Here is a 21,384-nt window from a genome sequence, read left to right as displayed (position 1 = left end):
GATACAGGTTAAAACTCATGAACACGTCTGATCCCATCGTTATCGTTTCCTGTGCCCGCACCCCGATGGGCGGTTTGCAGGGTGATTTTGCCACTGTCACCGCGGCCGAGCTGGGCGGTGTTGCCATCAAGGCTGCCCTTGAACGCGCTGGTGTGACAGGCGGTGACATTGACGAGGTCATCATGGGCAATGTTTTGCCCGCTGGTCAGGGTCAGGCACCCGCACGTCAGGCGGCATGGCATGCCGGTATTCCGCGTGCCGCCGGGGCGACGACGATCAATAAAATGTGCGGATCGGGCATGAAGGCGGTGATGTTTGCCTATGATATTCTGGCCGCAGGCAGTTCCGATGTGATGGTTGTTGGTGGCATGGAAAGCATGACCAATGCGCCATTTTTGCTGCCCAAAATGCGGCCGGGCCACAAATACGGGCATGATATGGTTTATGACCATATGGCGCTGGACGGGCTTGAAGATGCCTATGAAAAGGGCCGGTCGATGGGCACCTTTGCCGAGGCGACCGCCGAAAAATATGGCTTTACCCGCAAAGAGCAGGATGACTATGCCATCACATCGCTGACCCGCGCACAGGATGCGGCCAAGGCCGGGCATTTTAGTGATGAAATCACCCCGGTGACTTTTGCCACGCGCAAGGGTGATGTGACCATTGATGCCGATGAGCAGCCACCAAAATCCAAACCGGAAAAAATCCCGACCCTGCGTCCGGCCTTTGCCAAGGACGGCACGGTGACAGCCGCCCATTCGGCATCAATTTCCGACGGCGCAGCCGCCCTTGTCATGATGCGCGCATCCGAAGCCCAAAAGCGCGGGTTGAAACCGCTTGTCAAAATCGTGGGCCAAGCGACCCATGCGCAGGAGCCGTGCTGGTTCACGACCGCCCCGATTGATGCAAGTAAAAAGGTTCTGGCCAAGGCTGGCTGGTCGGTCAGTGATGTCGATCTTTGGGAAATCAACGAGGCGTTTGCCGTGGTGGCCATGGCTGCGATACGTGATCTTGAGCTTGATCATGCCAAGGTCAATGTTCATGGCGGGGCCTGCGCCCTTGGTCATCCGATTGGGGCGACGGGCGCACGTTTGCTGGTGACTTTGATCCATGCGCTTAAAACCCGTGGCGGGACCAAAGGTGTGGCATCGCTGTGCATTGGTGGGGGGGAAGCCACCGCCGTTGCGATTGAGCTTATTTAACGCAGATTAAATCCGTTCTAAAAAGTTGCGTTTGGGGCTACCAACTTGTGCGAATTCCCCCTATTTTGTCGGCAGAGTGATTGATCAAAACAGGGGAATTCGCGCGATGTCAAAGCCGACCGTTGACCGGATGTTGGCCGGGTTTAAAAGCTTCAAGGCGATGTATTATGAGCAGCGCCCTGAACGCGTCGAAGACTTGGTCAATATGGGCCAGAAGCCCGAAGTGCTCCTGATTGCCTGTTCAGACTCGCGCGTTGATCCGGCGATCCTGACCAATGCCGAGCCGGGTGAGATGTTTGTCGTGCGTAACGTTGCCAACCTTGTCCCACCCTATGAGCCCGATGAAAACTATCACGGGACGTCGGCGGCGATTGAATTTGCGGTCCGCGATCTTAAGGTCAAGGACATCGTGATCCTTGGGCATTCCGGCTGCGGCGGGATGGAAGCACTGGTCGAGCACGGCGAAGCTGGAAAGGTGCCCGAACGTGACTTTATCGGCGAATGGGTCAGCATGGCGAAATGCTGCCTGCATCACGGCCCGGACGTGGATGAGGTATCACGCCATTCGATCTGCAACTCGCTTGATAACCTGATGACCTTTCCTTTCATCAAGGATCGGATTGATGCCGGGGACCTTCACCTGCATGGGTGGTGGTACGGCATGAAAGAAGGCATTCTTTGGCAATATGACAGTGCCAAAGGTGAATTTGTTCAGGGCCTGTAAGCCCGGCTGAATGCTTTTTTCTGATCGCATGGCCGGTGCTTCGCCCGACTGGGAAGATGGAAGGGTTAAGTACGACCATGCGATTAGAAGATCATCAGATCATGGTGCGCGATACCGCGCGCGAGTTCGCCGAAAATGAACTCAAACCCAATGCCGCCAAATGGGATGCTCATCATACCTTCCCGGCCGAGGCGATTGCTGGTCTGGGCGAGCTTGGCTTTCTCGGCATGCTGGTTCCCGATGAGTATGGCGGGGCGGGCATGGATCATGTCGCCTATGCCTTGGCACTCGAAGAAATCGCGGCAGGCGACGGCGCGACATCCACGATCATGTCGGTGCATAACTCGGTCGGCTGCATGCCGATCCTGAAATTTGGTACCGAAGATCAAAAGCAGAAATTCCTGGTGCCCATGGCGCAGGGTGAAAAGATCGGTGCGTTTTGCCTGACCGAACCGCAAGCCGGATCAGACGCCAGTGCGCTTCGAACCCGTGCGGTGCGCGATGGTGATCACTGGATCATCAACGGGTCCAAGCAATTCATCACATCGGGCAGTGAGGGCGATATTGCGATTGTCTTTGCCGTCACCGATCCAGCGGCGGGCAAGCGCGGCATCTCGGCCTTTATCGTGCCAACCGACACGCCGGGTTATGTGGTGTCACGGGTTGAGGAAAAGCTGGGTCAGAACGCATCAGACACCTGCCAGATCACCTTTGTCGAATGTCGGGTGCCTGCGGAAAACATGCTGGGCGACGAAGGCCAAGGATACAAAATCGCGCTGGCCAATCTTGAAGGTGGCCGCATTGGTATTGCCGCCCAGTCGGTCGGCATGGCGCGCGCCGCATTTGAGGCCGCGCGCGATTACGCCAATGAGCGCGAAACCTTTGGCAAAAAAATCATGGAGCATCAGGCCGTGGCGTTTCGCCTTGCCGATATGGCCACCAAGATCGATGCCGCCCGTTTGCTGGTGCACCGCGCTGCTGAACTGCGCGATGACCATAAACCGTGCCTGACCGAGGCCTGCATGGCCAAGATGTTTGCATCCGAAATCGCCGAGGAAGTGTGCTCGGCTGCCATTCAGATTCATGGCGGCTATGGATACCTCAAAGACTTCCCGGTCGAGCGCATTTACCGCGACGTCCGGGTCTGTCAGATTTACGAAGGCACATCTGACATTCAGCGGATGGTGATTGCACGCGCGTTGGCGGATTGACGAGGGTGTGCGTCGGCTGATTGTTAGCTGGGTGGCGGGGCAAAGCGTTCTAGGAAGCGCTCCGCACGCGGCAAGGCGTTATGCAGGAACTGTTTGGGTTCGCGAAGCCATAGTCCCTCAATCTGCCGCGACTTATGTTCGGAAATCAATACGTCTTGCGGAATTTCTTTGATTTCGACATCCCAATCCGGCCAGCGCTGTCTGGCACGGCGGCTGCTATGGATAATGAACGCCCCACGATTGCTGTAGCCATGATAATCAAATACCCAGTCATCGTGGGCGACGACAATGTGATTGCCCGGATGGCCATTTGTCGGATGAAACCAAAGTGCCCTGAAATCACAAGTCGCGTCATATTTCTTGATAAAGGCGTGGGCGAGGATGTGGCAGGCACCACAGGCAAAGAACACACGATCTGGCAAGCTCCAGCGCATCACCGGATCTCTTTTGCAATAATTCGGTGTTCTTGGCTGATACATAGCGTTCAATCCTGAAGCTTGGGAAGGCATATGTTTGGCCGGCAACCTGCGGGACTACGGGCAAGATAAAATGCGCCTTTCGAAGGCTTGCGCACATGCCGCAACAAAAGACCCCGGATCACGAGAATATCGCGGTCCGGGGTATCTGCATAGATCAGGTGATATCAGGGTGTTGCCGCATGGCGTAGTCAGAACTGGTATTGCAGGCCGATCATGATTTCGTGGGCCCGCAGGTCGAACTGGGTTGCTTCAATTTTGGTTGTGGTCGCGCCATTGATATACGTGTCACCGCCGCGCACTTCTCCCATGTCAAGGTAGCGGTAGGACAGGTCCAGCTTCCAATGGTCGGATATCGCGTATCCTACGCCTGCGCCAATCTGCCAGGCAAGGTCGTTATGCGTCTCGCCGCGAATGAAAGTACTATCTGGAAAGAAAAGCTTTTCCGTTTTGTTCCGCGCCCAACCAACGCCGCCTTGCAAGTAGGGGGAAAAGGCGCCGACATCAACGCCGGCAATGCTCAACGGATCGACATAAACGTTCATCATCGTCGTCCAGTTGGACGTCTCGAAAGCGCCGCTATTTAACTTATTGGCGGGCTTGTTTGGAGTGCCGTCCGCGTCACGATAGTCATCTGCTGCGGACAGTTGGGCACCATACGATACCGTGATGTCGGTCCGCAGATAGTCCGTAAGATTCAGTCCGGCACCGATCTGGTAACGTTGCCCTTTATAACTTGTCAATTCGACAGTGTCGCGCTCAGCGCTGTCGAAAAAATCGTCTTGATCGTCAATGGTCATGGAATAGCCAAGGTCAGCACGCAGGTATGGGGTGAGTAGCCATCCGTCTTGCGCATGAGCAGAAGTGTTTAGCCCGGCACTGCTCAAAAGACCAATGAGGCCAATCCAAGCGGCTTGGCGAGGATTGCGCAATTGTGCGGGTATCCAGTTACGTGAAATCATGTGACATCGACCTCTAGCTCTATAGATTTTATAAATATTATATACATTAGCCTTAGGCTTAGTTGTCCGGCAACAGACAATTTCCGAGTGATTGAAAATCACTTGAATCGACATCGGGTCATTCCACTCTTTCTCGACAGACCGGCCTACTTGCCCGGCAACAGGTCATGCTTTTCAAGCAATCGTCTGAACTGATGATAATTCAGATCAAGCGCCTTGGCGGCTTCGGTCTGGTTGTTGGCGTGGTCCGATAGGGCCTGTTTCAGCAGTTTGATTTCGAAGTCCGCGACCTGTGATTTGAAATCGGTTGTGCCGGTTGTGCCGGTTGTATCGTGTGGTTCGCGTGGGAGCGTTTGATCGGGCAGGGGTTCTGGAGTGCTGTCGCGGTCTGTTTCGGTCCAGATACCGGCAAACGGGTCGAGGATGATGTGAGATAGCGGGGCTTCGTCGTCTTCGGAAAGATAGAGGCTGCGTTCAACCGCATTGCGCAACTCGCGCACATTTCCGGGCCAGGAATGGCTGAGAAGTTGGCGGGCGGCGGTTGCGGTGAAGCCAGCGAAAACCTGACGTGACAGGCGTTTGGTCATTTCCAGCGCGAACTGTTCTGCAAGGGGCAGGATATCATCAGACCTTTGGCGCAGCGGCGGCACGGCAACGACGTCGAAGGCGAGGCGGTCAAGGAGATCGGCGCGAAACTTGCCGGTTTTGGCCAGTTCACGCAGGTTTTCATTTGTCACACCAATGACGCGGGTGTCGATTTCGATCACCTCGGAACCGCCAACCCGTTCAATTTCACCATATTCGACAACACGCAGCAGCTTTTCCTGTACCACCGGGCTGGCGGTGGCGATTTCATCCAGGATGATGGTGCCGCCGTGTGCGCGTTCAAATCGGCCAATATGGCGCCGCGCGGCCCCGGTAAAGGCCCCGGCTTCGTGGCCAAACAGCTCGGTATCCAGCAGTGTTTCAGAAAGGGCTGCGCAATTGACCTTAACCAGCGGCCCGCCCCAGCGTTTGGACAGGTAATGCAGGCGCGCAGCAATCAGCTCCTTGCCCGATCCGCGTTCACCAATCACCAGACACGGGCGTTCAATCGGTGCCAGACGTGAGACATGCTCAAGGACGGCCAGAAAAATGGGGTCTTCGCCCAAGATTGGTTGCAAACTGTCCATTTCGCGAAAAACGATATCGAAAATCGACATTAATGTCGCGAAAAAAGTTAATTTAATAGTCTGATGATTGTGTAAGATGTTGAAATATAACAATTGATGAAACTGGCACGGCATTTGAAATAGTGATGTCAGAATTTTTGCGTCCCCGTATTTTGAAGGAGATCTGACAATGGGCGTGTTTTCGCGTTTGTCCGATATCGTAAATGCCAACATCAACTCGCTTCTGGATCGTGCCGAAGATCCGGAAAAAATGGTGCGGTTGATGATCCAGGAAATGGAAGACACTCTGGTTGAGGTCCGCTCCAGCGCGGTCAAGGCGATTGCCGACAAGAAAGAAGTCGAGCGTAAGCTTAAAAAGCTGCACGACGGTCAGGTCGAGTGGGACACCAAGGCGGAATTTGCCGTGTCCAAGGGCCGTGATGATCTGGCCAAGGGTGCGCTGATGGCGCGCCGCCGGTTGGCTGATCAGAGTCTTGTTCTGGAGCGTGAGCTTGAAGTGATTGAAGAGACCCTTGGCAAGTTTGACGAGGATCTCAACAAATTGCAGAACAAGCTTAATGAAGCCAAGGGCAAGCAGCGCGCGGTGGAAATCCGTATGCAGACGGCTGAAAAGCGTGTCAAAATGCGTGAAAAGATCCATTCTGGTCAGATTGATGACGCACTTCTGCGCTATGAGCAGATGGAACGCCGGATTGACGAACTTGAAGCGGGTGCGGATTCTTGGGACCTTGGTCGCGGGCAGAGCCTTGAAGAACAGTTTGAAGACCTTGAGGGCGAAATTGGGATTGAAGATGATCTCAAGGAGCTTAAATCGCGCGTGAAGAACGTCAAGAAAGACAAATAATCAGCGTGCCGAGGGTTTCGTGCACCTGAACAAGGAATGAGCTGACAGACATGTGGGCGTTTGCTGTACCTCTTATCGTATTTATTACCGTTGTTGGCCCGGTCTGGGTTGTGTTTCATTATATAACGGTCTGGAAACGGATGAAGACGGCACAGCGCGCACAAAGCCCGGAGCAAGCCGCGCACGAAAAGGAACTCGTGGCGGGTTTGAAAAAACGGGCGGAACGTCTGGAAGGCCGTGTCGAAACACTTGAACGCCTGTTGGATGCCGAGGTTGTCGAATGGAGGAACAGGATATGAGTGCCCAGCAAGCGACTGCTGATGGCGGTGGGTATCGGTGTGGTCACAAAAGCCGTGATCGCGGCGGATGCCGTGCGCGCAAGCGTGACCAGAACGGCGAGAAATGCCACGGTGTGATTGGTCGCACCACGCGCGGGATTGCGGAAAGCTTTGGCATTCCACGTAAGGGCGTTTTGATTGCCTTTATCCTGATCCTTGTGTTCAGTTTCCCGGTGGGTGTGATGCTGTTTGGCATTGCATGGGCCTTTGTCCATCATCCGTCATGGTTTGACGGATTGCGCGGCAAGTTTGGCGGCGCATCGCGTGGCAATGCATCACATCAAGCGCGCCATAACGCCAAAGCAAGCAGCACGGCATCAAGCAGCACGGCCCCGGAAGATCGTCCGACCATGGGCGTTGATTTTGAAGAGCCGTGGATGGAAGAGCTGCGTGAGAAGTTTGACGACCTTGAAAGCCGGACCGGCTCGATGGAAGGGTTTGTTGCCTCTGGCGATTACCGGTTGGCGTCCGAACTTGAAAAAATGAAAAAGGATGATGCAGCATCCGACGATGATGCACATTCAAAGGATCCGAAAAACGATCCTTCCTCCCCCAACGATAAAACGTAACGCGACGAACGCGATACGGGTGGCGATTTCAAATCCCCGATTTCCCTTGCAACCGATCCCCCTTGCGTCTGCAATGTGAAATCGCCACCAGCCTTTTTTGCCGGATCTGCTTTGCGGGTCCGGTTTTTCTTTTGTTTGCAGGGAATTGCGAAATAATTGTCAAATAGCGTTTATCACTATACCTAATTTAAAGGTTTTCCTTGGCACTATCGCCAAAGACGCGCGATGGGCGGCGGAATATTTTGGGTAGGTGACAATGGCGACCATGATCGAACATCCCGGTGAGCAGGACTTTCTGCACCGTTTGATGCAAGATAACCCGTGGTGGGACGGGGTGACGGACGATCTGGTCCATGATTTGCCGCAGCGCGCCTTTTTCAAGCGGTTCTGGGCGGCAATTGAAAAGCATGACGGGCAAAAGGCGGTTGTCCTGACCGGGCCGCGCGGGGTGGGTAAAACCGTGATGATGCGCCAGGCGATTGCAGGCTTGCTGAATGCCGACACGCCGCGCCGCCATGTTTGCTATATCTCGCTTGAACATCCGCTGTTTTTGGAAATTGACCTGCCGCGCCTGCCCAAATTACTGCGCTCGATGCGCGGTATTTCGGCCGATCATCCATTGTGGATTTTCGTCGATGAGGTGTCTTATCAACGCCACTGGGAAGACCGATTGGCGCAATTGCTGGTGGCGGATCCGCTGTTGCGTGTGGTGGCGGTCAGTGCGCTGGCTCCAAGTGCGGACAGTGCCGGACATATCCAGAGCCTGTTTTTACCCCCGTTCAGTTTTGCCGAATATCTTGAACAAAATGGCGTTTCGCCAACTGACGTTTTGCCCGAAACGCCAAATGTCGGGCGTTATACGTCCGATGTGCCCGGTGGGTTGGTTGAGCTTAACGAGATGTTCGAGGCCTATATCAATGAAGGCGGCTTTCATGACCGCAACGGCGAAGCGCGCGCCATTCACCGGTCGCTTCATTCCGATTTGCCGGGGTTGCACGGGATTTCAAGCCCGTCGGATTTGCATCGGTTGTTTGCGCTTCTGGCCTATAACACGGGGTCGGAATTTTCGATCGAGACGCTGGCGCGTGAGCTTGATATCGCCAAAAATACGCTGCGCCGTTATCTGGAATATCTTGAAAGTGCGTGGCTGGTGCGCCGCCTTGAACGGGTTGATCAGGATGCCAAGCCGTTCCAGCGTGCGGTGGCGTTTAAGGTCCATCTGATCCATCCGGGTTTGCGTACCGGGCTTATTGGCGCGCGAACGTCCGACAGTGCGACAATCACCCGGTTGGCGGAAACCGCGATCCAGACGCAGTTTTTGACGTCCAGTGTCGGGATGGAAAGCCTCTATTACGCGCGCTGGGGGCATTATGAGGTGCCATTTGTGTTCCTGGATCGCCGGTCGGGGACGCCGCTTTTTGCCTATCATTGTCTGTGGCGGGATGAAGCGATCCGCAAGCCCAAGGAAATCCGTGCATTGGTTAATTTCCGGGGCAGTCATGCCTTGCCGCTGGGTGCGTTTGTTTTGACCAAGGCGCAATGGCACGGCGGGAAAATTGGCGGGGTGCCGATGCGGTTTGAACCGGCCAGTGTGCTAGCCCTTCGTATCGGGCTTGAGTTTTCTCAGCTTTAAGGACGGGTGTGAGACATGACAGGTCGCCGGAGTTTAGGGCTGTTGGGCATTGGTGGTGGTATTACGGGTCTCGCCGTTATCATCATTGTCGGGGTGTTTGTGCTGATCTTGCCAGCGCGCGCACAGGTGGCCTGCCCGGCAGACCCGGCGTGGAGCAAAAGCACGCCTCCGATCAACCTTGATCATGTGTTTTGCGGTGAAATCCGGTCCAACGGATCGGCAACCGGGTTTCATGCCCGGCCAAATGCGATCAATCCGGCCACGGTGGCGGATGTTGAGGTGACGCAAAGCCCGAACGCCAACGGGATTTATGCCGGGACCGTGCGCTTGCGCAATCGGAATGGGGATGATCCACAAAAGTTTTCCAGCCTGTTTCCCGATGCGTGCAGCATGGAACAGGTGACGGCATCGATCCTGTATGCGTTTGAGCATCGCCAAGCCTGTCCGGCGGGATCGTCCGGTTGGTGGCAATGCGGGGCCAATCGGCCGGGGGACGGCGGATCGATCGGGGACGATGTGAAATTCTGTGTCGGGGCGGCGCCACAATCGCGGTTTTTGATCGCGATGGGGTTGCTCAAGGACGGTCGGATCAATACGGCCTTTCCGCTGCGTTAAGTGCGTAGCAGGCTGTTTTTAAGGACAAAATCAATGACCGCATCGAACGACAATGAGGCATTTGTTCCCGACTGGCCGGGGCGGATTGTCGGCAACACCGGACACGATCAGATTTGTGCCGTTCTGGTTTTTGATGTTCAGGCTGTGCCCGATTGGGCGGGACAGGTTCTGGCCAAGGTGGAAGATGTGATTTCGGGAAAATCAACGGGTTGGGAAATGGCGATGAATGCCCATATCCTCAATGTGGGGATGGAGGTTTCCGACATATCACCGGTCTATGACGACGCGGGCGATCCTTCGGTGCAGGTTAAAACGCAAGAATTGCGGGCTGCACTGGTGGCCTGGTGCAAGCAGATTGACCGATGAACACCACAAAATGGCAGGTTCGCAAGGCCGCGCAGATGGTCGCCATTGGATAATGGGCAACGAGATTATGGGGCGTATGATAAAGCTGCATCGGGTTTTTGGGGTTTTTGCGGTGCTGGTGCTGGGGGCATATGTGTTCCCGGCCATGCTGTGTCCGACCGGGGCGATGGCACAGACGGCACAGGGGGAGACACAACCCGATGCCGATCCGCTTGAGATTTTCCTGAAGCAATATGTCGATCATGCCGGGTTGCCCGGTGCGGTTGTTGGCATTGGTTATGGCAATGGGACGCTGCGCACGGCGGCGAGCGGCTATGCCTCGGTCAAGCCTGATACGGCGATGACGGCCGACCGGCAGTTTTATATCGGGTCGCTGACCAAGATGATGACATCTGTGGTGACCTTGCAGCTGGCGTCGGAAAAACGCATCAATCTGTCAGATAAAATCGGTAAGTTCCTGCCCGAGGAATACAAGGGCCGTATTGCCAACGGCGAGACGGCGACCATTCGCGATCTTTTGCGCAACAGTTCGGGCATCCCCGATTATCTTGATGGGGAGTTTTTCTTTCAGCTGGTCGGCAGTGATCCGCAACATGGCTGGCGCAACATTGAGTTGTTGCCGCTGATTGCCGATCATGATGCCTATTTTGAGCCCGGTTCGACCTATGCCCCATCCAACAGCAATTTTATCTTGCTGGGCATCATGATTGAGGCGGTTGAGGGCGACGTTATTGAAGCGGTGTTTAACCGCCGGATTTTTGAACCCGCCGAAATGCGCAATACATCCTTTGGCCGGTTTCCGCGCCCGGACCTTCTGGCGCGCGGGTTTGATGATGCCGATGATGACGGGCAGCTTGAAGACGTCACCGATTATGATGTGGGTGATCAGCTTGCCGATGGCGGGGTGATGTCCACGGTAGAAGACATGGTGAAATTTGCCCGGGCACTGTTTGTTAACGGGGTGTTATTGGGCCCCAATGCAATTGAGCGCGCGACCAGTGATACGATTTTTGCCGGGGATGGGTCTTATGGCTATGGGTTTGTAATCGGCAATAGTGCGTGGGGTCCAGTGTGGGGGCATGACGGGATTTACTTTGGCTATTCCGCCGAATTTTCATGGTTCCCCGATCAGGACACCGTGGTGGTGTTTCTGTCAAACGGGCGGGCGTTAAACGACGTTCCGACCGTCACCAGCATGTTGATGACCGGGCTTTTTGGGAAACCGGAATAATTTTCCTTTACCCGACCCGAGATTATTTTACCTGAATTGATGTGGTCCAAGCATTTTGCCGGGCGGGCAATGGCTGAGGATCGGCATTATGGACCTTCCTATTTCAAACGTATTCATCCCGCAGTGCAAAAAGTGACTTGCAGCGCAAAACAAGTTTGGGTAATTTTCGTAAAAATAAAACGTCAAATTTGAACAAATATTATCAAACGGGAGATGTCTGATGGCTGCTGCCCCACGTCCGCGCCGGTCTGTTTTGTATATGCCGGGATCCAACGCCCGCGCGCTGGAAAAGGGTCGAAGCCTGCCCGCTGATGGGTTGATCCTTGATCTGGAAGACGCGGTGGCGCCCGATGCCAAGGATAGCGCTCGCGATCAGATTGTCTCGGCCTTGGCCGAGGGCGGGTATGGCAAACGTGAAATTCAAATCCGGACCAATGGGCTGAATACCCCGTGGGGCTACGCCGACATTGTCGCGGCAGCGAAAACATCGGCCGATGCGATTTTGCTGCCCAAGGTCGAAAGTGCCGATACCGTGCGGCAGGTGGCAAACATCATGGCGGCCGAAGGCGCGCATGAGGACATGCGCATCTGGTGCATGATGGAAACGCCGCTTGCGATGCTCAATGCCAAGGAAATTGCAGGCGCCCATCCCAAGCTTGGCGGGTTTGTCATGGGGACGTCTGATCTGGCGAAGGATTTGAACTGCGCCCATACCCCGGATCGTTTGCCGATGATCACAAGCCTTGGTCTGTGCATTTTGGCGGCACGGGCCTTTGGTTTGGCGATTTTGGACGGGGTGCATCTTGATCTGTCCGATGACGATGGATTTGCCGCATCCTGCCAGCAGGGCCGCGAGATGGGCTTTGACGGCAAAACCCTTATTCATCCCAAAACAATTGGCGCGGCCAATACGGCCTTTGCGCCAAGTGAGGCGGATGTTGCCTGGGCGCGCAAGATCATTGCGGCGTTTGAGCAGGCCGCGTCCGAGGGCAAGGGCGTTGTTGTTGTGGAGGGCAAGCTGATTGAAAACCTGCATGTGGTGTCAGCCCGGAAACTGGTGACCATGGCCGATTTGATCGGCGAAATGGACGGGGCCTGAGCCGCCAGCCTATGACACCGGTTCGGATAAGAGAGACATAAAATCCGACTGAACCGGACGTTTGCAGAGTTTTGCCTTTAGGGAGGCCATCGAATGTCAAAGACCAATCCGGGGAACTATTTCGAGGATTTCCGCATCGGGCAGGAAATCCGCCACGCGACGCCGCGCACCATCACATCGGGCGATGTCGCCCTTTATACAGGGCTGTATGGTCCGCGTTTTGCCGTGCAGTCGTCAGACGTTTATGCCCATCGGATCGGGTTTAAATCCGCCCCCGTTGATGACCTGTTGGCGTTTCACATGGTGTTTGGCAAAACGGTGCCCGATGTGTCGTTAAATGCGGTGGCCAACCTGGGATATGCCGGGGGGGTATTTGGCGTTCCGGTCTATCCCGGTGATACGGTAAGTTCGGTCTCGACCGTGACCGGGCTCAAGCAAAATTCAAACGGCAAAACTGGCGTTGTTTACGTCAATACCGTCGGGCGCAATCAGCGCGGCGAGATGGTACTTGATTACAATCGCTGGGTGATGGTGGTCAAAAAAGACCAATCCGCGCCGGCCCCCGAAACGGTTTTGCCCGAGCTGCCAACGGTTGTCTCCCCCGAGGCGCTTCAGGTGCCCGTTGGGTTGGATGCGTCCGATTATGATACCGAACTTTCAGGATCGCCCGATCTTTGGGATGACTATTATGTCGGGGAAAAGATTGATCATATTGATGGCATGACCCTTGAAGAAGCCGAACATCAGATCGCAACCCGGCTGTATCAAAATACCGCCAAGGTGCATTTTGATCAGGTGGCCGCCGGTGCCGGGCGGTTTGGCAAGCGGCTGATTTATGGCGGGCATATCATATCGCTGGCCCGCGCCTTGTCGTTTAACGGGTTGGGCAATGCGTTCAAGATTGCCGCAATCAATGCCGGGGCACATGCCAATCCGGCCTTTGCCGGGGATACGGTTTTTGCCTGGTCAGAAGTTTTGGGCAAGTTCGAGCTGCCCGGTCGGCGCGATGTTGGCGCGCTTCGTTTGCGGCTTGTGGCGGTGCGAGATCGCCGGGCAAGCGATTTTCCGTTGCGGACGGAGGACGGGAAATATCACACGGATGTTCTTTTGGACTTTGATTATACGGTTCTCATTCCGCGCTAGGTGCGCGGTGTCCGATAATCGCTTTGGTTGCTTTTGAAATTGTAACTTTAATTTATGGTTGAATTGCGTAGAATAACGTATTCACCATAAATTGCAGTGTGAGGGTGCCGTGACCAATGTCAAACCCATCCGCGATATTGAAAACCTGATCCATCGTCGGTTTGTCGCCAGTGCGCTTTTGCGGCTTAAGGATCGTTTGAAATCAGACATTCTTGCCGGGGCGGAGGCCGAGACACAAAGCCTGCGTCTGGCGTCATGGAACCTGATGCATTTTGGCAATGGCGGGGCTTATACCCGTGAGGCCGAGTCGATGATGTATATCGCTGAAATCATCGATCATTTCGATCTGGTGGCGATCCAGGAAGTAAACGAAAACCTTGCGGCCCTTGAAACGCTGTTTCGCGATCATTTGGGCAGTGGCTGGGACTATATCGTCACCGACACCACCGAAGGCAGCAAAGGCAATAGCGAACGGCTTGCCTTTGCCTTTCGTAAATCCAAGGTGTGGTTTCGCCGCGAGGCCGGTGAAATTGTCCTGCCGACCGGGCAGAAGATTGTCGAGCCGGGGCGCGCCAGTGATGCCGATGATGTTGCCGCCGGTCGAGACGATGACGACGCGGACGGTGTGCAGTTTGCCCGAACGCCCTTTTCCGTCGCCTTTCAGTCCGGCTGGTTCAAATTCAAGCTGTGTACGGTGCATATCTTTTATGGCAATGCATCTGAAACCAGTCCGGAAATGGCGCATCGGCGTGAAGAAATACGCCGCATAGCCGATTTTCTTGCCGCACGTCAAAGCAAGGAACAGAAGGTACAGGGCAAGGCGGCCAATTTTGTCCTACTGGGTGATTTCAACATTGTGTCGCCCGAGCATCACACCATGCAGGCGCTTGAAGGCGCCGGGTTTGTCATCCCCGAGGCGATCAAGAACGCCCCGACCAGCCTGTCGGGAAAGCATCATTATGATCAGATTGCGTTCCGGTTGGCCGATGATCGGTTCAGTTTGCTGCGATCGGGCGTATTTAGCATGTTTGATGTGATTTATCGCAACGAGGACAGCGACCATTATCTTGATCACGTCTGGGGGACGGCGTTTGATCGCAACAGTGACGGCAATTTGCGCACCCGCGATCAGAAGGAAAATTATTACCGGCGATATTATCGCAAGCATCAAATGTCGGACCATAAACTTCTCTGGTGTGAAATTCAGACCGATTTTTCCAAAGATTATCTCAATGCGGTGCTTGCCGACGGTTGATTGCCAGCACATTCATCCTCATCTTTGACGGATATTAGCCATTGATCGCATTGCTGTTGTCTTGCGTAAGAAGGTCTAATTGTGCAATTGCTAAGTCCACGTTATGCCGTATGCACTTCAGGAGTTTGACGCCGAGTCTTACTTTGGGCCCTTCCCGCGGGTCGTTTACGGTGTCTGAGAGGTCAACCTACGTAGTTAAACGGAAGCTAGAACCCGATTTGATCACTGATTTCTTTGGTTTACAGAGGGGTTCAGATTGACTCAAACGGCTCGCATGGGTAAATAAACCCTGCTTTCCCGCCAGCTACTTTGAGAAGAGGCAATTCCGTTATGAGCAAAGCCAATCGGCCGCTGTCTCCGCATTTACAGGTGTACCGGCTTCCGATGGCAGCAGTGATGTCCATTACTTTCCGCGTGATGGGTGTCGGCCTTGCCGTTGGTTTCGTATTTTTAGCGTCCTGGCTGATTGGTGCCGGCGCTGGCCGTGATGCCTTTGAAGGCTATCAGGCATTTTTCACCTCGTGGTTTGGTCTTTTGTTGCTGTTCGGTTGGACGGTGGCATTTTATTTCCACGCTTGCAACGGTGTCCGGCATCTTGTCTGGGACACTGGTCGCGGCCTGTCGAATGAGGGTGCGGCAAAAAGCAACCCCGTCGTCCTTGGCGCGGCAGTTGTGCTGACCATTATCACCTGGATCATCGGTCTGGCCTAAGGCCGGGCAAGAGGGGACAAACTTGTCATGAAGATGCAATCCGATCTTGGCCGTGTTCGCGGTCTTGGTTCTGCCAAAAGTGGCGCATCGCACTGGTGGACCCAGCGCGTTACAGCTATGGCGAACCTTCCGCTCGGCATCTGGTTCATAATTTCGATTCTTGCCGGACATACAGCCAACTATGACGCGGTCCATGCGTGGTTGAGCTCGTACTTCCATTCGACGATGATGATCCTGATGATTGTCAGCGTTGCTGTGCACACCACGCACGGCCTGCAAGTCGTGATCGAAGATTATGTGCATAACCGTAAAGTAGAAATGATTTCGTTGATGCTGATCAAGGCTGTGGCGGCATTCCTGTCCGTTGCTGCCATTGTATCGGTCTTGCGTATCGTTTTTGCCGGAGCCTGAGCCAATGAGTGAATCTTATAAAATCATCGACCATAACTACGACGTTGTTGTTATGGGTGCGGGCGGCGCGGGTCTTCGCGCGACGCTGGGTACGGTTGAGGCCGGGCTTAAAACCGCATGTATCACCAAGGTCTTCCCGACACGTTCGCACACTGTTGCGGCACAGGGTGGCATTGGTGCGTCGCTTGGCAACATGTCTGAAGATCACTGGCAGTGGCATATGTATGACACCGTCAAGGGGTCAGACTGGCTGGGCGATCAGGACGCGATCGAATATATGTGCCGCAACGCGGTGCCGGCTGTTCATGAACTTGAACATTACGGCATGCCGTTTTCGCGCACCGAAGATGGCAAAATCTATCAGCGCCCGTTCGGTGGTCACACCCGTGATCACGGTAAGGCGCCGGTTGAACGGGCCTGTGCCGCGGCTGACCGTACCGGTCACGCCATGCTCCATACCCTGTATCAGCAGTGCCTGAAGCATAAAGCCGAGTTCTTTGTCGAATATATCGCCCTTGATCTGATCATGGACGATGATGGCACCTGCCGCGGTTTGGTGGCCTGGGACCTTGATAGCGGTGAAATGCACCGTTTCAATGCCAAGATGGTCATTCTGGCATCGGGTGGTTATGGCCGTGCATTCTTTAGCTGCACCTCGGCCCATACATGCACCGGTGACGGTCATGGCATGGTCGCACGTGCAGGCCTTGGTTTGCAGGACATGGAATTTGTTCAGTTCCATCCGACCGGCATTTACGGTTCAGGTTGCCTGATCACCGAGGGCGCGCGCGGCGAAGGCGGGTATCTGACCAACTCCGAAGGCGAACGTTTCATGGAACGTTATGCGCCGACCGTTAAGGACCTTGCATCGCGTGACGTTGTGTCGCGTGGCATGTCACAGGAAATCCGCGATGGTCGTGGTGTTGGCGAGCACGGCGAATATATCCACCTGCATCTTGAACATCTTGGTTCGGAAGTGCTGTGGGAACGTCTGCCGGGCATTACCGAAACCGCAAAAATCTTTGCCGGTGTTGATGCGACCAAGGAACCGATCCCGGTTCTTCCGACGGTCCATTACAACATGGGCGGCATTCCGACCAACTATAAGGGCGAAGTTCTGCGCCCGACCGCCAAAGACCCCAACGCAATTGTTAAGGGCCTGATGGCCGCAGGCGAAGCCGCCTGTGTGTCGGTCCATGGTGCAAACCGCCTTGGTACCAACTCGCTGCTTGATCTGGTGGTGTTTGGCCGTGCATGCGGCATGCATGCCGCCGAAGTGGTCGATCCGAAATCATCGTTCAAGGAACTTAAAACCACCGACGGCGACGAAGCGATTGCCCGTTTTGATCGTCTGCGCTGGGCCAAGGGTTCGCGTCCGACGGCAGATATCCGTTTGGAAATGCAGCGCGTGATGCAGGGTAACTGCGGCGTGTTCCGGACGGCTGAAATCCTGAAAGAGGGTAAGGACAAATTGTCTGAGACCGCCAAAACACTTCCCGATGTTGGCGTTTCGGATCGGTCCCTTATCTGGAACTCGGACCTGGTCGAGACTCTCGAACTTGAGAACCTGATGACCTGTGCCGCAGCGACAATGAATTCGGCAGAAGCGCGTCACGAATCACGTGGGGCACATGCCCACGAAGATTATCCAAAACGTGATGACGAAGTCTGGATGAAGCACACCATTGCCAAGGTGGATGACGCCAAGGGGTATGCTGTTGATCTGACGTATCGTCCGGTTAACAACTTCACCCTGACCGACGAAGTGTCATACATCGAGCCGAAAGAGCGCGTCTATTAAGGCGCGGCAAGAGAGGATTTGAGAGATGGTAGAATTCAATCTTCCCGCCAATTCGGTCGTTAAAGAGGGCAAGTCGTTCTCTGCTCCGGCTGACGCGAAGAACACACGTAGCTTCAAGATCTATCGTTTTGATCCTGACAGCGGCGACAACCCGCGGACCGACACTTACGATATTGATCTCGATAAGTGTGGTCCGATGGTGCTGGATGCGTTGATCAAGATTAAAAACGAGATCGATGCGACCCTGACGTTCCGCCGTTCATGCCGTGAAGGCATTTGCGGTTCGTGCGCGATGAACATTGATGGCCGCAACACGCTTGCGTGTCTTAAGCCGATTGATGACATCAAGGGTGAGGTCAAAATCTATCCGCTGCCGCATATGCCGGTGGTTAAGGATTTGGTGCCTGATCTGTCGCAGCCCTATGCGCAGCTGGCCTCGATCGAGCCGTGGCTTAAGGCCGATAGCCCGACACCGCCGGATGGGGAGCGTTTGCAGTCGCGTGAAGAACGTGCGCAGCTTGACGGTTTGTGGGAATGCATTTTGTGCTTCTCGTGTTCGACCGCGTGCCCGTCTTATTGGTGGAACTCCGACCGATTCCTCGGCCCGGCCGTTTTGCTTCAGGCGTATCGCTGGTTGGCAGACTCGCGTGATGAATATACCGGTGAACGTCTCGATGCACTCGAAGATCCGTTCCGCCTGTATCGTTGCCACACGATCATGAACTGCACCAATACCTGCCCGAAAGGCCTGAACCCGTCGCTTGCGATTACTGAAATCAAAAAGATGATTGCAGAACGCCGCGCATAATTGCGCATCGGGTTGCCCTGAAATAGGCGTTTTACGCCAACATGTTAAAGCCGCCAGTGATCTGATGATCCTGGCGGCTTTTTCTGTTCTAATGCAAACTTCGCGGCGATAAGACCGCATTTGGGCACAAGCATGAGTACATCAATGAACAACAGGCACTGGATGTTTCCGCTGAGCGGGGCGGCATATGGATTGGCGTTCTGGTATTTGAGCAGTTACGCGCCGTTGGATGAATATGCCCTGACAAGTCTGATGACATTTGTCGCAAGCCTTGCCTTTTGCAACTGGTTTGCGGTTGGCGTGCGCAACCTGCGCGATGATGTGCTTTTTACCCTTGGCGTTGCGGGTCTTGCCGCCCTTCAGGTTTTAAGCTTTCAGGTTTTCGTCGGGTTTGATTTTGTGACCGATATTCCAACAACCGGGCTTTTGGTCTGTCAGGCGATTTGGGTTGGCATTGCGGTGGCAGCCTGGCGGATATGGGCGCGCCCGCAAACAACGGTTTTGCCAAACCATCGCGACCGCGCGGCGTTGGTGCCGGAAATCTGGTCGATCAAGCTTTCGCTGGCCTTCGGACTTTTGGCGATTGGTATTCTTTGGCCGCTTTTATATGCGCTGACCGCCCTGCTTGAGCTGGTCGGGCTTGATCAGATTTGGGACTTTATTGCCGAAGGATATATTGGTGCGCCCCTGTCGGGGGTTGCGTTTGCGACGGGGGTTTTGATTGCGCAGGAAAAAGCCAATCTTTTGATCCCGGTGCGCCAGGTGATCGGCGTGATGTTCCGTGTGCTCTATCCCATTCAGGCGTGCGGGCTGTTGGTGTTTTTGGCTGTTGCCGTATTTGGCGGCTGGGAAATCCTGATCGCGCAGGACTTTGGTGTGTGGTGGACAGTGATGGCTGCCGCTGCGGGGCTTAGTTATTTGCTGTTTGGGGCGGTTCAGGCCGGTGAGGCATCGACCCTGTTTGGTAAGATTGGTGATCGCATCTTTCGGGTGACCTTGTGGATGGCACCGGTTTTTGCCGCGATTGCGATCTATACCATCTGGCTTCGGGGGGCCGATTACGGCCTTACACCGTCGCGGACCTATGGCATTTGGTCGGCACTGTTTGTGCTGTTTGCGACCATTTGGCTATCGGTTGCGGCCTTTGGCCGTCGCCAATCAGCCCCCAATGCCCTGCGCGCGACATTTGGCCATATCGCGATCTGTCTGGCGGTAACGGCGTTTGTCGTGCATCTGCCGTTGCTTGATCCTGTGACCATGTCGGCCCGCAGTCAGGAGGCCCGCCTGACGGAGAAGCTTGGGAGCGAAGCGCCATCTTCTGAACTGTCAACCCGCACGCTGAATGATCTGTCCTTTATGGCCGCCCGATTAGGCGACCCTGGCATCGCGGCTATTGCCGCCTTTACGGCAAGCTATCCCGATGCCATGCCCGATCTGACTGCTTTGCGTGACCGCAATCCCAATGACCGGGGCGATATGATTGCGGCTGATCGCATTCCGATCTTTCCGGCAACGCATAAAGTGCCAAGTGATCTTGTTGATGAGCTTCTGACCGGGCCGCTTGAATTTTATCGCCGGTTTTGCCGCGATAATACCGGGGCGAACCTGTGTTCGATTTTGCTGATTGATCTTGATGGCGATGGCAGCGAAGAAGCCGTGTTTTTCATCGATGAAGATTACGCCCCGGTCTATCGCTATGCCGCCAAAGACACCGAATGGGTGTCGGTTGCGACCTTGCAGCTTGATCCCAACGACAGAGACCGTGCCCAGATGCAACGTGATTTGGAAGCCGGGGCGGTTGATGTGATTGCGCCGCGTTATTCTGATCTTAAGATCGGTGGGCAACGCTGGCGCCAAACCCGGTAAAAACCATGCTGTTAATGTCTGAAAAACCGATATGCGCTATGATGCGTCTGGCTTTTTCACCAACACAGGGAATGACTGCCGTGCCTGATTTTCGTCCCCTTAACATTCGATCCATGCGCCCGTTTGTGGCGGTTGCCATGCTGCTTGGTCTTGCGGCCTGCGGGGATACCAGTTCGAACTGGGAACCGCAGGACATGATGGCGGCACCGACACAGGCCAAGGTTGATGACCGATACCGGGCGATGATTGATTTTAAGGCACTGGCGCGTGATGACGCGGGCAAGGAATATGCGGCGGGTCCATCGGCAACGGTTCTCGGCGCGGTCGAGGAAGCCGTTGCCATGTGCCAGCAGGCCAACGCGCAGGGCTGCAAGGCGGTGCGGGTTGGTTTGACGTGGGTTGATGGGCTGGATCAGCAAACCATCGAAGGGGTGATTTCATCGTACCGCGATACCATGACGGCAGAAGCCTATCAGGCGTCCCGTCAGGGCAATATGGGGGCGGCCAACTGGCTTGCCTACCATTATGCGGTGCGCGGTGAAAACCTTAAAGAGGCCGAACGCCTTTCCCAGAAGGCCTTGCAAGTGGCCCCCGATGATCCCGGTGCACTCGATACCTATGGCTTGATCCTGTACAAACAGGAACGCTACGCCGAGGCCGAAGACGTGTTTGTTGCGGTTAATAAGGCAATGCCGACGGCCGAACATCTTGCGCATTTTGCTGATAACGCGCTTGCGATGGGTAAAACCGATATGGCGCGCGCGGCATATCAGCGCGCAATGCAGGCCGAACCGAGCCCGGTGCTGTCACAAACCATCCAGAAACGGTTGCTCGCACTTGATCTGGGCGGGGCATCGAATGGTCAGCAAGCTCCGGCGCAATGAACGAGTTATTCTGTTCCGGCACGCGTTCAGGTCTTAGGTCTGGCACGGTCATCCCGGACC

General features: G+C 55.0%; 22 protein-coding genes. 19 read left to right on the top strand and 3 right to left on the bottom strand.

Translation table 11 applies throughout. The features are described 5' to 3' along the window. Positions 1 to 17: 17 nt before the first annotated feature. The 3 genes from AC0VXT_RS18580 to AC0VXT_RS18570 all read left to right on the top strand — a co-directional run bounded on the left by AC0VXT_RS18580 (position 18) and on the right by AC0VXT_RS18570 (position 3,140). The gene (locus AC0VXT_RS18580; RefSeq protein WP_475546596.1) at positions 18 to 1,205 is read left to right on the top strand and encodes an acetyl-CoA C-acyltransferase; all 1,188 of its coding nucleotides are present in this window, start codon (positions 18 to 20) and stop codon (positions 1,203 to 1,205) included. Positions 1,206 to 1,311: 106 nt separating this feature from the next. Then, positions 1,312 to 1,929, top strand: a complete 618-nt coding sequence (locus AC0VXT_RS18575; RefSeq protein WP_101304721.1) for a carbonic anhydrase — start codon at positions 1,312 to 1,314, stop codon at positions 1,927 to 1,929. 77 nt (positions 1,930 to 2,006) lie between these two features. Next, the gene (locus AC0VXT_RS18570; RefSeq protein WP_475546595.1) at positions 2,007 to 3,140 is read left to right on the top strand and encodes an acyl-CoA dehydrogenase; all 1,134 of its coding nucleotides are present in this window, start codon (positions 2,007 to 2,009) and stop codon (positions 3,138 to 3,140) included. Positions 3,141 to 3,163: 23 nt separating this feature from the next. Here AC0VXT_RS18570 and AC0VXT_RS18565 read toward each other — a convergent pair whose 3' ends face one another. From AC0VXT_RS18565 to pspF, 3 genes are all read right to left on the bottom strand, one after another. Further along, positions 3,164 to 3,574: a hypothetical protein gene (locus tag AC0VXT_RS18565; RefSeq protein ID WP_475546594.1), complete on the bottom strand. Its 411-nt coding sequence runs from the start codon at positions 3,572 to 3,574 to the stop codon at positions 3,164 to 3,166. Between the two features lie 233 nt (positions 3,575 to 3,807). After that, positions 3,808 to 4,578, bottom strand: coding sequence for an outer membrane protein (locus AC0VXT_RS18560; RefSeq protein WP_475546593.1), 771 nt, complete (start codon positions 4,576 to 4,578; stop codon positions 3,808 to 3,810). 146 nt (positions 4,579 to 4,724) lie between these two features. Next, a complete protein-coding gene (pspF, locus tag AC0VXT_RS18555) occupies positions 4,725 to 5,780 on the bottom strand; it encodes a phage shock protein operon transcriptional activator (RefSeq protein ID WP_475546592.1) in 1,056 nt (351 codons plus the stop codon). 139 nt (positions 5,781 to 5,919) lie between these two features. Between pspF and pspA the strand changes: the two genes are divergently transcribed. The 16 genes from pspA (at position 5,920) to AC0VXT_RS18475 (ending at position 21,324) form a co-directional block, all read left to right on the top strand. Then, positions 5,920 to 6,594, top strand: a complete 675-nt coding sequence (pspA, locus tag AC0VXT_RS18550) for a phage shock protein PspA (RefSeq protein WP_022732633.1) — start codon at positions 5,920 to 5,922, stop codon at positions 6,592 to 6,594. A 50-nt stretch (positions 6,595 to 6,644) separates the two neighbouring features. Next, positions 6,645 to 6,893 (top strand): envelope stress response membrane protein PspB, encoded by a 249-nt coding sequence (gene pspB / locus AC0VXT_RS18545; RefSeq protein ID WP_102783480.1) that lies wholly within the window; start codon positions 6,645 to 6,647, stop codon positions 6,891 to 6,893. Beyond that, positions 6,890 to 7,501 carry a PspC domain-containing protein gene (locus AC0VXT_RS18540; RefSeq protein ID WP_475546591.1) on the top strand — a complete coding sequence of 204 codons (612 nt, stop codon included), beginning with the start codon at positions 6,890 to 6,892 and terminating at the stop codon, positions 7,499 to 7,501. Before pspB ends, AC0VXT_RS18540 begins: the two co-directional genes overlap by 4 nt. A 256-nt stretch (positions 7,502 to 7,757) precedes the next feature. Continuing rightward, positions 7,758 to 9,134: an ATP-binding protein gene (locus tag AC0VXT_RS18535; RefSeq protein WP_475546590.1), complete on the top strand. Its 1,377-nt coding sequence runs from the start codon at positions 7,758 to 7,760 to the stop codon at positions 9,132 to 9,134. Between the two features lie 15 nt (positions 9,135 to 9,149). After that, positions 9,150 to 9,749: an EndoU domain-containing protein gene (locus AC0VXT_RS18530; protein WP_475546589.1), complete on the top strand. Its 600-nt coding sequence runs from the start codon at positions 9,150 to 9,152 to the stop codon at positions 9,747 to 9,749. 33 nt (positions 9,750 to 9,782) lie between these two features. Next, positions 9,783 to 10,115, top strand: coding sequence for a hypothetical protein (locus AC0VXT_RS18525; protein ID WP_475546588.1), 333 nt, complete (start codon positions 9,783 to 9,785; stop codon positions 10,113 to 10,115). Positions 10,116 to 10,125: 10 nt separating this feature from the next. Continuing rightward, positions 10,126 to 11,346 (top strand): serine hydrolase domain-containing protein, encoded by a 1,221-nt coding sequence (locus AC0VXT_RS18520; RefSeq protein WP_475546587.1) that lies wholly within the window; start codon positions 10,126 to 10,128, stop codon positions 11,344 to 11,346. A gap of 220 nt (positions 11,347 to 11,566) precedes the next feature. Beyond that, the gene (locus AC0VXT_RS18515; RefSeq protein ID WP_475546586.1) at positions 11,567 to 12,445 is read left to right on the top strand and encodes an HpcH/HpaI aldolase/citrate lyase family protein; all 879 of its coding nucleotides are present in this window, start codon (positions 11,567 to 11,569) and stop codon (positions 12,443 to 12,445) included. A 93-nt stretch (positions 12,446 to 12,538) separates the two neighbouring features. Continuing rightward, positions 12,539 to 13,588: a MaoC family dehydratase gene (locus AC0VXT_RS18510; RefSeq protein WP_475546585.1), complete on the top strand. Its 1,050-nt coding sequence runs from the start codon at positions 12,539 to 12,541 to the stop codon at positions 13,586 to 13,588. Between the two features lie 109 nt (positions 13,589 to 13,697). Further along, the gene (locus AC0VXT_RS18505; protein WP_475546584.1) at positions 13,698 to 14,843 is read left to right on the top strand and encodes an endonuclease/exonuclease/phosphatase family protein; all 1,146 of its coding nucleotides are present in this window, start codon (positions 13,698 to 13,700) and stop codon (positions 14,841 to 14,843) included. 330 nt (positions 14,844 to 15,173) lie between these two features. After that, positions 15,174 to 15,554: a succinate dehydrogenase, cytochrome b556 subunit gene (gene sdhC, locus AC0VXT_RS18500; protein ID WP_475546583.1), complete on the top strand. Its 381-nt coding sequence runs from the start codon at positions 15,174 to 15,176 to the stop codon at positions 15,552 to 15,554. 27 nt (positions 15,555 to 15,581) lie between these two features. Continuing rightward, positions 15,582 to 15,965, top strand: coding sequence for a succinate dehydrogenase, hydrophobic membrane anchor protein (sdhD, locus tag AC0VXT_RS18495; protein ID WP_475546582.1), 384 nt, complete (start codon positions 15,582 to 15,584; stop codon positions 15,963 to 15,965). A gap of 4 nt (positions 15,966 to 15,969) precedes the next feature. Further along, the gene (gene sdhA, locus AC0VXT_RS18490; RefSeq protein ID WP_102783468.1) at positions 15,970 to 17,766 is read left to right on the top strand and encodes a succinate dehydrogenase flavoprotein subunit; all 1,797 of its coding nucleotides are present in this window, start codon (positions 15,970 to 15,972) and stop codon (positions 17,764 to 17,766) included. Positions 17,767 to 17,791: 25 nt separating this feature from the next. Next, on the top strand, positions 17,792 to 18,574 hold the full coding sequence (locus AC0VXT_RS18485; protein ID WP_022732620.1) for a succinate dehydrogenase iron-sulfur subunit: 783 nt from the start codon (positions 17,792 to 17,794) through the stop codon (positions 18,572 to 18,574). Positions 18,575 to 18,706: 132 nt separating this feature from the next. Continuing rightward, a complete protein-coding gene (locus AC0VXT_RS18480; protein ID WP_475546581.1) occupies positions 18,707 to 20,440 on the top strand; it encodes a hypothetical protein in 1,734 nt (577 codons plus the stop codon). Positions 20,441 to 20,511: 71 nt separating this feature from the next. Next, a complete protein-coding gene (locus AC0VXT_RS18475) occupies positions 20,512 to 21,324 on the top strand; it encodes a tetratricopeptide repeat protein (protein ID WP_475548599.1) in 813 nt (270 codons plus the stop codon). Positions 21,325 to 21,384 lie beyond the last annotated feature (60 nt).

Source organism: Thalassospira sp. Z349TD_5 (assembly GCF_056173045.1).
The sequence above is the reverse complement of the archived record's forward strand: the minus strand, read 5'-3'. Positions and strand labels throughout refer to the sequence as shown.